Here is a 15,158-nt window from a genome sequence, read left to right on the forward strand (position 1 = left end):
TATTGCCTTTACTCAAAATACTATCACGTCTTTTGTTCTTGTCAACAATTTATTTTTTATTAAAAATCAGAGATTTTAGTTGACAAATAATCACCAATAGCTTATATATGAAACAACTATTCTGAAGGAGATGTAGGAATTTAAGAGGACGGCGATCGCCTTAAAACTAAATGATTCAGAATTGTGCTTGATCGCTCTCCTTAACAAGATTAATTAATCAGTTACAGCTGATAGCATAGTAAAGAAGTTAGGGACTTGTGCAAAAATAATATATCGCAGTATGTCAAATAACTGGTATATTATTAAGCCACAAGTCCCTTAGTTAGCTATTGATTAAACGTTGCCAGGGTCATTACTGAAACAATTTTTGCTCCCAGGGGAATTGCGTCCAAATCTACCTGAAATTCAGGGTTATGGTTTGCGAATGGGACAGACTTTCCTTCGGCTATTGCTGCCTCGAATAAAGCGGGGTCAGCTATACCAATAAAAGCAAAATCTACTTCAATTTCATCGTTGTCACCTTTGAGCAAGTGAACATCTTCAGAACCTGTTGATGGGGGCATATCTGAAATTAGCCAATCTTCTCCTCCCAGAAGCTCCTCCAAATGAGGATTGATTTTCTCTACAAGCTCTTCGTCATTTACTAGAGGCGTGCTTTCACCCCCATATTCTATCTCGGGGAAAAGGTCTTCGCGCAGACCGTAGGCATAAGCGATCGACTCATTAATCCGTTTAATACCTGCGATCATTGTATCTTTTACTTCCTCGCTAAACCAGCGCAAGTTGATTCTGAGTAATGAAGTTTCAGGAATGACATTAGGGTCGATACCTGCTTGTACTGAGCCAACCGTGATTACAGCTGCCTCCAGGGGACTGATAGCACGAGAAACAATGGCCTGATACTCCATAATAGCTGCTGCCGTCATCACGATCGGGTCTTTAGCTAATTCAGGAGTAGAACCATGGCCACCAATACCTTTAAAGGTAACATCGAACTGGTTAGTACCAGCCATACGAGTACCTGGTAGGTTAGCAACGTAGCCTGTCGGGCCGGGGGCAGTGTGTGCTGCTAAGAGAAACTGTGGGACAGGAACGTCATAGCCACCCTCGTCCTCGGGTTCGTAAAGTCCATCATCAATCATCGCCTGGGCTCCTTCAATTAGTTCTTCAGCAGGTTGTGCAACCAAAACGAGAGTCCCGCTCCAGTAAGACTCCATATCTTTCATTAATTTCGCTAAACCCAGCATCCATGTGGTATGGGCATCGTGACCGCAGGCGTGCATGACACCTGGAACTTCACTGGCATAATCAAGATCTGTCTCTTCCTCAACAGCATTGGCATCCATGTCAGCCCGGAACATAACAGTCGGTCCTTCACCATTCTCTAAAATCCCGACTACGCCTGTTTCAGCAATGTCTTTTTTGACCTCATAGCCCAATTCTTCAAGCTCGGCAGCAACTATTGCTGCCGTCTGTTCTTCCTCAAACCCGAGTTCTGGATGTCGGTGAATGTCTTTAAATGTCTCAATGAGTTCATCGCTATACTCATCTACTAATTCAATAACTTTACCTATATATGCAGGTTTCTCTCCTGGTTGGCTAGTAGCAGGGGACATCCGAACGCCTATCTGTCCTGCCCAGGATGGAGATGTGCTAGCCAACGCAACCGCAATAGTAGCGACAATTGCCACCATTACAGTGGATAGCCATGGCTTGAGTCTCGTTAGCATTCTGCCTGTAGCATCTGCTATGTAGTTATCTAGTTGGGTTTTGTCCATAATCAAAAGTCTCCAGAAAAAAAGCAATCTATTTAATATACGTTTCAAAGTCATAAATTAGACCTCATCAAAAACAGCTATCCAAGCCTTACAATTTTATTAGAGTAACATGAGTTTGATTCATTTGTCTTGTTTGCTTGTTTTGGGTTATACGATCGCGTAGCGTCTATTGAGCAATCACTGTATCTTCCCGGAACGCCAGGTTCTGAATCCGCTCGTCTGAGTCAGGTCCTCCATCCGCTTGGTTAAAGGCGCTGTCTGCTGTGGGAAAAACTTGATGGAAGTATTCCGCGAGTGAGTCCTGCTCAGTGCCGAAAGGAGAGAAGTCAGCAACGCCATCGAAAGGTTCTGCTATTGCTTCATCTCTCACCCCGTTTTTGTTGAGGTCTTCTTCCGGTTCAAAATCTCCATCGCCATCGCTATCTGGCTCGCCCAAGAGATCAACACGGTCGAACAAAACTGGATCGGCATTCAAAAATTTGGGGAAAGGATAGCTGTCACCACCGTCAGCAAGATAGCTAAGGGTAGTCGCCCGGAAGGTGCGACTGGGGTCGCCAACCAGTTCGCCATTTTCAGCAACAACATCAGATTCGCCATCACCAGAGACTACTAAAGAGATAACGCGATCGCCAGCATGACGTTCTGGATCGAAGCTAAACTTCAGACCCCCTACTTGGGGAAACTGGCCAGGTGTTGCACCGGGAGCTGTCCCTGCAACCCCATGTTCGAGTGTCTGTAAGAGTTGTTCTGCTGTGAGCGTTATTAGGGTGATTCCATTGTTGAACCGGAGAGAGTTATTAATATCGAGTTGGGAAACCTCTCCCTCTACTTTCCCTGCCTCCGGATTTGCTTCTGGGGGTAACAGTTCAAAGTCATTGGGGTCAGTGCTGCCACTTGCTGCATTGATGATGCCAATGTTAGAACGGATGCCACCTCCATTTTTCAAAGCTATCCGCGTTGTAGCATCCACCGTTTTAGCGTATGCCAAGTCCGCATCGGCAGTCAAATTTCCCAGATTCGTTTCTTCAGTGCGGACATAGGATCGATCGCCTCGTAGGAAAACCGTCGTGTTGCCAAAAATATTGCCATCTTGGGTAGCAATGACTCCATGGAGAGTATCAATGATTTCCACGATTTCCGGCTCTGGCGTGCCACCAGTGGCTGCAACCCCCTCTTCGTCTGCAGCATAAGCTCCACTGATGCTAGGGTCGATGCTACTGGGTATGAGTATACCTTCGGCATCGAAGTCAATCACCAGGCGACCGACATAAGTATAGTTAGCTTTCGTGTTAACTACAGCGATCGGGTTTCCGTCCGCATCAGTTTTGAGAATAGGATAAGGACCAGCGCTGGTATCTCCAGTGCGGAGGCGGTCTGTTTCATCAGATAGCAACCTATGGGAACCGCCAGCAACGAGGATATCCACATCTCGGAGGCGGGGTGCGAGTTCATCGCGCTCGATATTCAACTGTTGCATATGGGACAAAAGAATCACTTTGTTGATGCCCGTTGCTGTCAACTCGTCTACAGCAGCCTGAATATTAGCAGCCAGTGCATCGTAGTCAGTGTCATTTTCAGGGAGTACGATCACCTCACCTGTGGAGGCGATAGCAGGTAACAATGGTGTGCTTGCACCAACGATGCCGATTTCTTCGCCACCAACAGTCGCGATCGCTGTTCCTGCTACTTCTCCTGCTGCCAGCGTGCTAATTTCTTGTCCGTTTTCCGTCACCCGGTCTGCCAAGTCGGGGTCTGTACCAAAATTTAAGTTGGCGCTCAGATAAGGAAACAATGCCCCACGATATTCCCCAGAAGGTTGAATGATATCGCTCACTTCCTTGGTACCGAGATCGAAATCGTGGTTGCCAAAAGTGGAGGCTTGAAGGCCCAGTTGGTTAAGGATTTCGATATCAGCGTGGCCGATGCCCGCTTTACCCACAGGGGTGTCACTCATGCTGGGGTCGCCACTCGCAAACAGGAACGGACTGGGAATGTAGTTATCTCCAGAGGAAAGGAAAAGGGTATTGGGATAGTCGTCTTTGAGAGCATTGAGGACGGCTGAAAAACGAGGCGCGTCCTCCAGGGCTTCCAGGCCAGCTTCAAAGTCGGAAGCGTGGAGTAGTTGTAGAGTAAAGGTTGTGGCATCCGAATCAGTAGCGGTGCTGGTAGCAGCAGGTTCGGATTTGCCAAACCAGCCAAACCCTTTGAATAGGTCTGATAGGCTCCATGCTGTTGCCGGTGGAACAGCGACACTCAAAAAGAAAGCAGTGGCGATCGCAATAACCACTACATTCTGCCACAGATACTTCCAAATACGATTCAAAATCATTAAGAAAAACCTCTAAATAACAACTTTGTTGCCTTCGCATAGCGAGCAGTAAGTTTATCATATCATGTCCGCTTGAATATTTATACTGTGGTGGAAGGAATGCAGAGGGTAGAAGGCAGGAGTCAGAAGGGTTTTTTCTTATTGTGACTTACAGTGGTTTTCCTACACGGTAGACCACAGTAGGGACGTTCCATGGAACGTTCCTACTGTGGTTTTGCTCGTGAAGATGTGGTTCATCTACTTGAAAAGCGCTGTAATTATATACAGGCTCGGATGCTACCGGAAATGGTCAGAACTTACACAAAAAAGGAAATTATACACCATTTGTAGCGGGAAACGGCCCTTATTTGTAAGGGCAAACGGCCGTTTGCTTCTACTAGATGTGGTGGTTCTGCGTAAGTCCTGATGGTATCGCCTCTGGTTAGGAAGCGTTCAGCTCCGCTGGTGCCGGAGGCAATCGCTCACTTACTGGACTTACACCCAATCAATGGGTCTTGACATTACCAACCCATTGTGATCTGCCAGGATCATATCGCTTTGAGTAGTGCCGTGAACGCCCTAAAAATCTAGGTTGGGTTGAGGTAGGAAACCCAACAAAAATCTTGGTAATATTGGGTTTTTCCGTTGGAAATGCTCCGCAAACGTGTCCTCAACCCAACCTACGAATAATGGACTATTATGAGATGCCATGAGCATAAATTTAAACAATAGCAAACTCAGTTAATTTACGAGTTTCTGGATCGTGGAAAGCTAAAACAATATCCTCTTTTGGTACATTTTTACTTAATAATTCATTAGCCATTCCTTCCTCAGTCCAATCTTCCTCAATATAAATCTTCTCATTTTTAATCCGAATATAAACAGAAATTGCTTGAATTCTTTTCTCATTTTTCCAGCCGATATTAAACCAAAGATATTGACTTCTTTGGTCATCAAACATTAATATTTCATCTATATCTGGATCGGGAATCTGTGCTGATATTGTTTGATAATTAGTTAAGATTTGTTTGATAATATTTTGATAATTAATTAGCTTATCCATTTAATAATTTCCTCTTTTTTCAGGTCAATCACTAATAGTAAAACTTGATATTTTTGGAGAATTAATTGAATTGCATTTTGTGTAAAAAACTTTTCATAAATTTTGTGACCAACTGCTAAATAAACTTTATAACTCGGATGGGTAAGAGAAAGAAATGTTTGATAAATTAAATATTGTCCTAATGCTGTTTCAAATTCACGCATCGGAGAACGACTCAGGAAACTTTTAATTTCAATCACAATTTGTTGCCCTTCTCTTGTTGCAGAAATTGTTTTTTCGCCAGCTAGATCGGCAACTAATTTAACTTCTTCATATTTAATAGGATAAGGATCAAAAGTAATTATCCAACCATCTTTAATTAAAGCATTTTTGACAGCTTGATGATAAGTATCTTTTGCTGGCATTATTTTCTTTCAATATTAACATCAATAATCATACCTAGTTTTAGTGTCATGTTTCTCAAAAATCTACACACGCAGTCTCGGTTAATTCTTGTAATATAGACAACAGTTAAAAAAAACAGTGAAGTCGTAGGTTTATGCCTTCTAGTTAAGAAGCGATCGGCTCCGCTGGTGCTGGAAGCGATCGCTCACTTACTGGACTTACACTCAACCAGTGGGTTTGGAAACTACCAAGCCATTGTGATCTGCCAGGATCATATCGCTTTGAGTAGTGCCGTAACCGCCCTAAAAATGTAGGTTGGGTTTCCTTCGTCAACCCAACAAAAATCTTGGTAATGTTGGGTTTTTCCGTTGGAAATGCTCCGCAAACGTGTCCTCAACCAAACCTACGAATAATGGACTATTGTCAGATACCAGGGTAGATTTACTTCATCTACTTAGTTGAATAACGTTTCTCAACCTGCTGAATAATTATATCCCAAAAATCTTCTTGAGCCACATCTTCAATAGGTTGGGCAGACAAGGGTGGGGGTTCAATCTCCTTTTCGGGAAATTCAACAGGCAGAGTTGGGAGTTCAAGTGTTTTAGCTGGAGAATACCAAATAGGAGAGGTATACGCCCGTTCCTGTAATGTAAGGGGAATCTGATCACAAACGATGTCTATTTCCGGATCTGCTTCCGCAGCGACACAAGCGGCATCCCAGTCATCGCCATAAAACGCTTTGTCGTAGTCAGTCCAACGAGGAGTTGGAACTTCCAACACCCGCGCGTAATAGAACGCCCGTTGGGTCGGATCGAACTCGGTGTCAGTCCAGACTTTTTCCAGGTAGGCTGTACCGCTGGTGGTGTCCCAGGTTGCCGTTTCGGTGTCCACCGTGTTTTCAATCGCGGGAACCTGGCCCTCGGCATCAGGAGTCCGATCGCCAGACCAAGCCACGTCGTAGACCTTCTCTTCGGTAGTGCCGTCAGCATTGAGCCAGCCTTTGATGATTTGAATCCGGTCTAGATTCGCCCCATAGGAATCGGAATCTTTCATCGCTGCCACCATAAACGTTGGAGACGGAGCCGGTGGTGCTGGAAAAATCGCGGGAACCGGAGGTGCTGGAGGTAAATCGCTACCCATAGGAACTCCCTTGTCGTAGCCCTCTTCAGCCAGATCCTCTAGATCGGAGTTAGTGAAGTTCCAACCGCCAAAGAAGCGAACTCTCATGCGCGGTCCGGTGGTGCCATACACTTCTCGCCGTTCCATCGCATCGAATAGAGCCTTACGGGTATTTTCGGTAGCCCAAACTCCCATAAAGCCAGACGCTCCATAGTTCCATCCAAAACGACCGAGACCATGATTCTCTGCTGCCCGTTCAGCACTGGGAGCTTCACTGACGAACTTACCCATGTAGCTATTCTCTTCGACTGCCGACACAGCAATATGAGAATCTGATGCACCCGCTAGACCAAATTTGAAGGGGTTAGCACCCAGGCTGTCTTCTAGTCTGAGACCATTTTTCAGAGCCGGACGAGCATATTCATGCTCAAACATCTTCTTGCGGGCTTCGGGATCAGTTTCAGGGGGTTTGGGGAAACTCAGATCCAGGTTGCCAATATCCCAACCTGCAACCTCAAAATCAGCAAAATCATCATCAGGAGATATTTCTGGATGAGTCTCACTGGTACCTTTAATCTGGGTAACTTCATAAATGGGTTCCCAAAGCTGTCGCTGTTTGGCATAGTCTTCAGTTAAGGGATTACCATTATGATCGATTTCCGCAAACATCAGACCGTTGCTGAGATTGCCATTGTGAGGAATCGCTAGTACATCCCCACCTGTTTTATCCTCATAAGCTTGCATCCAATCCCAAAGATATTCTGGATTAGTGCTTTGGTCTGTGGTGTAGGGGACCAGTTGCTTGGCTTTGTCCCCATTATCGCGGTAGATGATGTTGCGGTGTAAGTTGTTGCCACCCAACAGCGAAGTCCACTCATAACCAATCACTGCGGTAAAATTACCCGGATCGTTATAAGCTTCTGCTGCATCAATGATTTCCTGCCAGAAAGTTTGGAATTCTTCGGCAGAGGGAAACATACATAAGGGGAAGTTTCCTTGGGCAAAGCTTGCAATAATTTCTGATGAAGCTTGACTTGCCTCATCTCCACCAGCGACAACCATCTCATGCCAGGTATTGACCTGCTCTTGATCGGAACCACAATCTGTGGGAAGATTATACAAAAACTGCCCAAAAGCTCCTAGTCCGTCTGAGTGATCGGTAACAACCAAAAAATCTAAGGGACGAGAAAGCTTGACAGGTTGTCCTGCATCAATCGTCACTTCATTGCCTTTAGCAAATTCATAGGACTCTGCGGGTGTCAAACGAGTTCCATCGGCTCCTGCATCAAAGGAATAAATGGTATGCAGGTGGGTATCGCCCCAAAGGACATCTTGAGGATGCTTCACATAGGGAGAGTAGCACTTCGCATTGGGGTCAGGGTCAAAGCGGCAATCTACTTCAGGCACAGAGTGTGAGGTTTCTTTCCGAAATATAAAGTCGTATTCTCCAGGGATCGAGGGAGTTGCCAGGGCGCTGTTGGCACCGAAGAATATGCTACCAACGAAGAGGAGAGTACAAAGTCCGGCCAAAAGCCGTTGGACTTGCGAAATCGTTCGATTCATTTTGATTAACTCAATCGGAATTGTCTTTTGTGGGATTTTTGAACTTGGGACAAGGTGTCCGTTGGTTCAGTTTGTTTTTGGCGATCGCCTCTGGTTAGAAAGCGTTCAGCTCCGCTGGTGCCGGAGGCGATCGCTCACTCGCTGGACTTACACTCAATCAATGGGTCTGGAAAATACCAAACCATTGTGAGATGCCAGGTAAATTTACTTCATTTGCTTGATTGAATAATGTTTCTCAACCTGCTGAATGATTAGGTCCCAAAAATCTTCAGAACTCAGCTTTTCGGAAGGTTTGGGACGCTGAGTTAACCTCTCAATTTCTTGCTCAAGGTCTGTCAACTCATAGTTAACATAGCCAATTTCGTCATTACGAGCTGCCAGAATTTTCCCATTCTGAACAAAGAGCTGGGCGACAAACTCGCTGTCATCTTTGAGGTTGAAGCTGAGTTGATCGTCTGCGATCTCGTATTTCATCGGAGCTGCCGCTTCCAGTTCGTGGCTGTGCATCGGCACGTAGTTAGCTGACTGGGCTAGATACCAGGTACCTTGCTGGGAACGCAAACCTACGGGCTGGAAGAAACCCATAAACTCCTCACCCGTGATGCGGTTGGCAATCTGAAAATCATTACCAGAAATCAGGTCTTTAATCTCCTGGGTAGTCAGGGGTTGAATCCCCGCAGCTTCCAGTTTCTCAACAGTCAGAGCATTAGCTTCACCTGCTGCCAAGTCCTCATCGCTGGGGGTATACCAGATGGGTGAACTCCAGGCCCGGTCTTGAACTTCCGTTGCTACAACCGAGTTGGGGACGATACCCAGTTCTGCAGCATCGTAGGTAGAATAGCGAGGGGTGGGAATTTCCAGTGCCCGTAGGTAGTAAAACGCTCGTGCCGTGGGGTCGAAATCAGGATCGGTCCACACTTCAGAGAGTTCGGCTTCACCGATGGTATTTTCGTAGGTAGCATTGCCCACATCCACTGTACTTTCAAGGGGAGGCAGTTTGTGGGTTTCGGGATCGGAGGTGCGATCATCCGAGCCTACCACATCGTAGATTTTCTCGTAGGTTAGTCCGTGCTTTGTCCACCCCTTAACTACCTGAATCCGATCCAGGTTAGCTCCGTCAGCGTCTTTCATCGCCCAGACCATAAACTTCGGTGCTTCACTCGCTCGCTCTTTCAAATCCTGACCCATCGGTACGCCCTCAGTGTAGCCAATGTCAACAGCATCCGCTTTCGTATTGAAATTGTCGGGGAAGTTCCAACCGCCGAAAAAGCGCACCTTCAGGCGGCTACCGCTGGTAGCGAAGGCTTCCTTCCGCTTCAGGGCATCGAAAATGGAGCCGCGGGTGTTCTCTTCAGCCCAAACGCCTGTGATTGCACCGGGGTTGAGGTAAGGCAAAGACTCCCAACCAGGAATTTCGCTAAACTGCCGTAGTTCTGGCGTGGCATCGGTAAAGCCGTGGGAACCGAGATAGTCGTCTTCGTAAGTATCGCCAGGAGAGCCGTTATGGTTGTCCGTCGCGCCAATGATACCGTATTTGAACGGGTTTGCTCCCAGGTCTTCCTCATGACGCAGACCATTCTTCAGGGCTTCGCGCACGTAGCCATAGCGACCGCGTGTGCGCTCTGTAGTTTGCATCAATTCAAAATTAGCAAACTCGTCCTCGGGAGCATAAGCGGGCAGGGTTTCCGAGTTGCCCTTGATTTGCATGATTTCAACTAATGGCTCGTATTTGGCTCGCTTTTCCGCCCATGCTTGAGTGATGGGACTATCGTCATACACGGGTCCATCAGGCATGGTCTCGTCACCATCATCGTCGCAATCACAGGGATCGTCGGCACTCTCAATACCAGTAAACCGTTCCGGCATGAACATCATATTGGCGCTAACGTTACCGTTGTGGGGAATCGCCAGGACTGTTGCCCCATTTGCTTCGTACTGTTCGAGTTCGTCCCACAGCACCTCAGGGGATTGGCTGTCAAAGAGGCTAAAGGGTACCTCGGGCAGCACGTTGATGGGGTTGCCGCTTTCGTCCAGAACTAACTCATCGTTTTCGTCCCGGAGGTACTTGTCGCGGAAAATCACGTTCCGGTGTAGGTTGGCACCGCCAGGAGCTGAGGACCATTCAAAGGCGTGCAGGGTCGTGAAAGTGCCCGGTTCGTAGTAGTCTTCCGTGGCCTGTTGAATGTTCTTCCAGGCATTAGCTCGGGCGATATCTGCCTCGGGGCCGCTGCCATAGTTAGTGCGTTCCGGCTGATTTGGGTTGCGCGCAGATCCCTGCATGACTTTGACGAAAACCAAGGCTCCCAGAGTTTCCGACTGGGGCTTGTTCCGAATGGCAATCGCCAGGGGGTGGTAGTATTTCTTGCCATATTCGGGATCTTTATTGATCGCCATCTCTACCTCAGCCATGAATTCGGCATGGTCGGTGACAGCGGCAAAGTCCAGTTCTTTTTTGAGTTTGTGGAGGGGGATACCGAGGCTTTCGTCGCAGGTTTGCGGACCACCGGGTACGATGTTGCAGCCACCGCTGGCAAATTCGTAGGCGGCGTTGGGGTCGTTGCGCATGAGACCCACATAGGCGTCAAGAGAATAGGTGGTGTGGGTGTGTAGGTCACCGAAGTAAGGGTAGCGCTGGGGTGCTACCTCCTCTGCTAGGGCGGGTGGTATCCACAGGGAAATGGAGAGCAGGATGCCGCTCAGGGCGATCGCCGTCCATTTCTTCAGGAATTTCATTTTTTGGAACATTGGTAAATAGCCTCCTTAAGGCTTAGGTTTTGGGATGCCATCGCCAAGCGAGCCGTAGGCTTATCGCCTGAGACGATCGCACCGTGCAACGTTTTCGAGATTTGATTTGGAAAACATCTCGGCAAAACGCTGTAGGGTGCGTTCGCATTTTTCTTGTTTGCTTGTCTTCGGTTGGGCGATCGCCTCCAGTCAAGAAGCGATCGTGCCCGTTGCTGGACTTACACTCAGTCAATGGGTCTGGAAACCACTAAGCCATTGTGAGATAGGCCCGATCAGAGATTTACTTCATCATTTGGTTGAATAATGTTTCTCAACCTTCTGAATGATTCGGTTCCAAAATTCTTTGTGATTCACATTTTCATCCTCACAAACATCTTCTGTCACAGATACTGACTCTGGACAGCATGGTTCATCGAACACATCAATCAACACATCGACTTGATAGTTGACGTAGCCAACTTCATCGTCCCGTGCCGCCACAATTTGGCCATTGCGATCGAAAAGCTCTGCTACAAACTCACTGCCGTCTTCAAGGTTGAAGCCGATCTGATTGCCAGCGATCTCATACTTCCCAGCGTTTAAGAGCTTCTCACCGATATGCACGGCAGCATATTGCGCCTCAGTGCTGCCAATGGGTAACCAGCGGCCATTTTGATGGATGTCAATAGGACCATAGAAGTTAGCAAATACTTCACCCGTGTTCGGGTTCGCGATCTTGACGAGATTGCTGGCAAACAACTCGATCGTTTCAGCCTCAGTCAGGGGTACTAAACTCGGATCGCTCACGGTCAAAGCATCAGCCTCTCCCTGCTCGAGCTGTTCTGGGCTGGGAGTATACCAAATGGGTGAACTCCAAGCCCGCTCCTGAATTGACAAGGGAACACCGAACTCGTCAAAGGTAGCCCGATCCTCATCAGTTACAGAAGGATCGACGTAATCATAGGCAGAATACCGGGGAGCAGGAACTTCTAATGCCCGCAGATAATAAAAGGATCGAGCCGTTGGATCGAAGTCTGGATCTTCCCAAACCGTCATCAGCTCGTCTTTGCCACTGTTGGGGTCAAAGGTAACCTTGCCCGCCTCAACATCAACATTGACTGTATTCTCAATGGGGGGCACTTTACCAGTATCGGGATCTTTTGGGCGATCGCCTGCCCAAACTACATCATAGATATTCTCATAGGTCAAGCCATGCTTAGTCCAGCCTTTTACCACTTGGATGCGATCGATATCAACCCCTTTTTCATCTGCATCTCGCATTGCCATTACCAAAAACTTGGGGGCTTTGTCTGTTGGGGCATTGATTATATCTTCACCCATTAAATCTCCGCCCATTGGCACTCCTGTCATATAAGCATAGTCAATTGCATACGTTTGCTCGTGTAGATCGTCTGGAAAGTCCCAGCCACCAAAAAATCTTACTTTGGTGCGGGTGCCACTGGTACCAAAGACTTCTTTGCGCTGTAGAGCCTCAAAAATAGACTCACGGTTATTTGCTTCTGCCCAAACCCCAGTTAATCCCCCTGGGGTGAAATAAGGGAAAGGCTCCCAACCAGGAGGAATGTTTGTTAACCGTAGTGCCGGGGTGTTATCGCTAAAACCGTGGGAGCCAATGAAGTCGTATTCCTCTGTGTCACCAGGGGAACCGTTATGGTTATCAGTCGCTGCAATAATGCCATATTTGAAGGGGTTCGTTCCCAAACTAGCTTCGTGGCGCAGCCCATTTTTGAGGGCTTCCCGCAAATAACCATAGGAGCCTAAGTTACCCTCACCCTCTGGGAAAAGTTCAAAATCTGCAAACTCATCATCAGGAGCATAGCGGGGAGTAGTCTCTGAACCTCCTTTGGTTTGAATAATTTCTACAAGGGGTTCGTATTTAGCACGCAATTCTGCCCAAGCGGGGTCAATGTCTTCGCCTTCAAACGTCTTTGGTGCAAACATCCGGTTGGCGCTGACATTGCTATTATGGGGAATAGCTAAAACTGTGGTTCCAAGGTTCTGCTCGTATCCACTGAGTATGTCCCACAAATCTTCAGGGGCTTGGGAATCAAAGATGCTGAAGGGTTCTTCCGGCAGATTCGTATCTTTAAAAATGACGTTGCGATGTAGATTGGCAGCACTAGGAGCAGAACTCCATTCAAAGGCGTGAAGTGTGGTAAAAACTCCCTCTTCGTAGTTGTTTTCTGTAGTATCTTGCAGCTTTTTCCATGCGCTTTTTCGAGCATCAGCTGCGCAAGCAGTGGAGCCATATTTAGTCCGTTCCGGCAGCTCTTCCGAGAAAGTTGTTCCTAAGACAAGGTTAATATATGCCAAGAGGGAAAGTGTCTCAGATTTAGGTTCATTCCGGATCGCCTTAGCTAGGGGATGATTGTAACAAGGATTATCCGGATCGAGAGCCATCTCGACTTCACCTATAAATTCAGAATGATCGGTGATTGCCGCAAAATCTAATGCCTCGCTCAACTTATTGGTTTGGTCTGGTTCACCATTAAGTACCGGAAGTCGGTCTCCTTTCGCAAATCGATAGGCATCATCGGGGGTATTTGCCGATAGCATGAGGTAAGCATCCAAAGAGTATGACGTATGGATGTGTAGATCGCCAAAAAGGGCTTTGCGCTGGGGCGGAGCCTCTTGTGCTAGGGCTGGAGGTATCCACAAGTAAACGGAAAGCAGGATGCCACTGAGGGCGATCGCCGTCCATTTCTTAAAAAGTTTCATTTTTTTGAACATTAATAGGCTCCTTTTAGGCTAAGTTTTGAGAGGCGATCGCCTCTGGTTAGGAAGCGATCGCTCTATTGCTGGACTTACACTCAACCAGTGGGTTTGAAAACTACCAAACTATTGTGAGATGCCAGGATTGATTTAAGCTTGTACGCATCTAACTTGCTAGTTTTGACTGACGCACCAGACGCACCAGACGCACCAGACGCACCAGACGCGGAGAGGGTTATGGGACTCGTTTCTCTGTTTTTAGTGACCGTCCTAAAAATGTAGGTTGGGTTGAGGTCGGAAACCCAACAAAAATCTTGGCAATGTTGGGTTTTTCCGTTGGAAATGCTCCGCAAACGTTCCTCAACCCAACCTACGAATAATGCACTATTGTCAGATGCTAGAATTATAGATTTATTTCATCTACTTAGTTGAATAATGTTTCTCAACCTGCTGAATGATTGTTTGCCAAAAATCTTCCTGACTCAGATTTTCGACAACTTGGGAAGGCAGGGGTTTGGGTTCTATCGCCACCGTAGCTGGAGAATACCAGATGGGAGAGGTATATGCCCGCTCCTGTAAGGTTAGAGGAATATCATCACAAGCCGTTGGATCTTCTGCCTTGGCTTCTGCACACCACTCGTCGCCGAAAAACGCCTTGTCGTAGTCCGTCCAGCGCGGTGTTGGAATCTCCTGCTTGCTGCCAGGCGGTGCGAAACTCCTCGTCTGATTGGGGGTAAATCGTCTCGGGCATTTCCCCCTCGGCAAAGGTCTTTGTCAAATCTATCATCGTGTCTGCGACTACGTCAGGGTCGTCGCTGTTGACTCCTTCGTGCCACTCGTTCACCTTGGGATCTTCGAGAATCTCGGGCGGTTCGCCGGTGATGATTTGTTGGATGCCTCCCAAATAGTCAGAGTGATCGGAGACTACCAGAAAATCTAAGGGTCGTGACAGCTTGATCTTTTGTCCGATTTCGTTATAGACTTCTTCTCCGCGTGCAAAAAGGAAGGAGTCTTCGGGGGTCAGCCGCGTCCCTCCTGCTCCGGCATCGAAGGATAAAACCGTGTGCAGGTGGGTGTCGCCCCAGAATACCTGTTGGGGAAACTCCCGCCCGCCTGAATAGGGGGAGTAGCCGTAGTCCGAGGTGACGGGAGCGGGTGTGCCGAGGTTATCGTATTCGCCGGGAGGTAATCCCGCTAAAGCACTACAGGACATATAGAAGGTACTTGCTGTAAATAAGCAAATACACAGCCCTGTGAGAAACAGTTTGCGCATTCGCAAAAACATTCGATTCATTTTGATTAACTCAATCGGAATTGTTTTTTGTTTGATTGTTGAACCTCGGACTAGATGTCCATAGGTTCAGTTTGTTTTTGGCGATCGCAACCGCGAACCCTAGACTTATTGCCTCTGGTTAGGAAGCGTTCAGCTCTGCTGGTGCCGGAGGCAATCGCTCACTTGCTGGACTTACACTCAGTCAATACAGTG

Annotated in this window: 15 protein-coding genes; 4 read left to right on the forward strand and 11 right to left on the reverse strand. The window is 47.4% G+C overall.

Annotated features, from left to right (window positions below; translation table 11 throughout):
• Positions 1–326 precede the first annotated feature (326 nt).
• Positions 327–1,832 (reverse strand): amidohydrolase, encoded by a 1,506-nt coding sequence (locus tag F6K18_RS03350; protein WP_287518629.1) that lies wholly within the window; start codon positions 1,830–1,832, stop codon positions 327–329.
• Between the two features lie 112 nt (positions 1,833–1,944).
• Positions 1,945–3,255: a bifunctional metallophosphatase/5'-nucleotidase gene (locus F6K18_RS03355; protein WP_287518760.1), complete on the reverse strand. Its 1,311-nt coding sequence runs from the start codon at positions 3,253–3,255 to the stop codon at positions 1,945–1,947.
• Between the two features lie 148 nt (positions 3,256–3,403).
• Between F6K18_RS03355 and F6K18_RS03360 the strand changes: the two genes are divergently transcribed.
• The 3 genes from F6K18_RS03360 (at position 3,404) to F6K18_RS03370 (ending at position 4,123) form a co-directional block, all read left to right on the forward strand.
• On the forward strand, positions 3,404–3,562 hold the full coding sequence (locus F6K18_RS03360) for a hypothetical protein (protein ID WP_287518631.1): 159 nt from the start codon (positions 3,404–3,406) through the stop codon (positions 3,560–3,562).
• A gap of 32 nt (positions 3,563–3,594) precedes the next feature.
• Entirely contained in the window at positions 3,595–3,840 is a 246-nt protein-coding gene (locus tag F6K18_RS03365; RefSeq protein WP_287518633.1) for a hypothetical protein, read from the forward strand.
• 76 nt (positions 3,841–3,916) lie between these two features.
• Complete coding sequence (locus F6K18_RS03370) at positions 3,917–4,123, forward strand: hypothetical protein (protein ID WP_287518636.1); 207 nt, start codon at positions 3,917–3,919, stop codon at positions 4,121–4,123.
• Between the two features lie 684 nt (positions 4,124–4,807).
• On the opposite strand, the gene F6K18_RS03375 is transcribed toward F6K18_RS03370, so the two are convergent.
• From F6K18_RS03375 to F6K18_RS03390, 4 genes are all read right to left on the reverse strand, one after another.
• Positions 4,808–5,149 carry a XisI protein gene (locus F6K18_RS03375; RefSeq protein WP_287518638.1) on the reverse strand — a complete coding sequence of 114 codons (342 nt, stop codon included), beginning with the start codon at positions 5,147–5,149 and terminating at the stop codon, positions 4,808–4,810.
• The gene (locus F6K18_RS03380; protein WP_287518639.1) at positions 5,137–5,553 is read right to left on the reverse strand and encodes a XisH family protein; all 417 of its coding nucleotides are present in this window, start codon (positions 5,551–5,553) and stop codon (positions 5,137–5,139) included. The genes F6K18_RS03375 and F6K18_RS03380 overlap by 13 nt, the downstream gene beginning before the upstream one ends.
• Before the next feature lie 145 nt (positions 5,554–5,698).
• On the reverse strand, positions 5,699–5,866 hold the full coding sequence (locus F6K18_RS03385; RefSeq protein WP_287518642.1) for a hypothetical protein: 168 nt from the start codon (positions 5,864–5,866) through the stop codon (positions 5,699–5,701).
• 117 nt (positions 5,867–5,983) lie between these two features.
• A complete protein-coding gene (locus F6K18_RS03390) occupies positions 5,984–8,215 on the reverse strand; it encodes a DUF3604 domain-containing protein (RefSeq protein WP_287518644.1) in 2,232 nt (743 codons plus the stop codon).
• 61 nt (positions 8,216–8,276) lie between these two features.
• Between F6K18_RS03390 and F6K18_RS03395 the strand changes: the two genes are divergently transcribed.
• The gene (locus F6K18_RS03395; protein ID WP_287518647.1) at positions 8,277–8,405 is read left to right on the forward strand and encodes a hypothetical protein; all 129 of its coding nucleotides are present in this window, start codon (positions 8,277–8,279) and stop codon (positions 8,403–8,405) included.
• A 14-nt stretch (positions 8,406–8,419) separates the two neighbouring features.
• Here the strand turns inward: F6K18_RS03395 and F6K18_RS03400 are convergent, their stop codons facing one another.
• The 5 genes from F6K18_RS03400 to F6K18_RS03415 all read right to left on the reverse strand — a co-directional run bounded on the left by F6K18_RS03400 (position 8,420) and on the right by F6K18_RS03415 (position 14,966).
• Positions 8,420–10,960, reverse strand: coding sequence for a DUF3604 domain-containing protein (locus tag F6K18_RS03400; protein WP_287518650.1), 2,541 nt, complete (start codon positions 10,958–10,960; stop codon positions 8,420–8,422).
• A 22-nt stretch (positions 10,961–10,982) separates the two neighbouring features.
• Positions 10,983–11,192 carry a hypothetical protein gene (locus tag F6K18_RS03405; RefSeq protein WP_287518653.1) on the reverse strand — a complete coding sequence of 70 codons (210 nt, stop codon included), beginning with the start codon at positions 11,190–11,192 and terminating at the stop codon, positions 10,983–10,985.
• A 56-nt stretch (positions 11,193–11,248) separates the two neighbouring features.
• On the reverse strand, positions 11,249–13,690 hold the full coding sequence (locus tag F6K18_RS03410) for a DUF3604 domain-containing protein (RefSeq protein WP_287518655.1): 2,442 nt from the start codon (positions 13,688–13,690) through the stop codon (positions 11,249–11,251).
• 402 nt (positions 13,691–14,092) lie between these two features.
• Positions 14,093–14,359 carry a DUF3604 domain-containing protein gene (locus tag F6K18_RS36425; RefSeq protein WP_353735006.1) on the reverse strand — a complete coding sequence of 89 codons (267 nt, stop codon included), beginning with the start codon at positions 14,357–14,359 and terminating at the stop codon, positions 14,093–14,095.
• Positions 14,268–14,966: a DUF3604 domain-containing protein gene (locus F6K18_RS03415; protein ID WP_287518657.1), complete on the reverse strand. Its 699-nt coding sequence runs from the start codon at positions 14,964–14,966 to the stop codon at positions 14,268–14,270. The genes F6K18_RS36425 and F6K18_RS03415 overlap by 92 nt, the downstream gene beginning before the upstream one ends.
• Between the last annotated feature and the right edge of the window lie 192 nt (positions 14,967–15,158).

The organism is Okeania sp. SIO2C2, from assembly GCF_010692625.1.
GTDB classification, from domain to species: domain Bacteria; phylum Cyanobacteriota; class Cyanobacteriia; order Cyanobacteriales; family Microcoleaceae; genus Okeania; species Okeania hirsuta.

Coding starts and splice junctions, on each gene's coding strand:
- F6K18_RS03350 (WP_287518629.1), bottom strand. CDS start 1,832: ATGACTTTGAAACGTATATTAAATAGATTGCTTTTTTTCTGGAGACTT.
- F6K18_RS03355 (WP_287518760.1), bottom strand. CDS start 3,255: ATGCAACAGTTGAATATCGAGCGCGATGAACTCGCACCCCGCCTCCGA.
- F6K18_RS03375 (WP_287518638.1), bottom strand. CDS start 5,149: ATGGATAAGCTAATTAATTATCAAAATATTATCAAACAAATCTTAACT.
- F6K18_RS03380 (WP_287518639.1), bottom strand. CDS start 5,553: ATGCCAGCAAAAGATACTTATCATCAAGCTGTCAAAAATGCTTTAATT.
- F6K18_RS03390 (WP_287518644.1), bottom strand. CDS start 8,215: ATGAATCGAACGATTTCGCAAGTCCAACGGCTTTTGGCCGGACTTTGT.
- F6K18_RS03400 (WP_287518650.1), bottom strand. CDS start 10,960: ATGTTCCAAAAAATGAAATTCCTGAAGAAATGGACGGCGATCGCCCTG.
- F6K18_RS03410 (WP_287518655.1), bottom strand. CDS start 13,690: ATGTTCAAAAAAATGAAACTTTTTAAGAAATGGACGGCGATCGCCCTC.
- F6K18_RS03415 (WP_287518657.1), bottom strand. CDS start 14,966: ATGAATCGAATGTTTTTGCGAATGCGCAAACTGTTTCTCACAGGGCTG.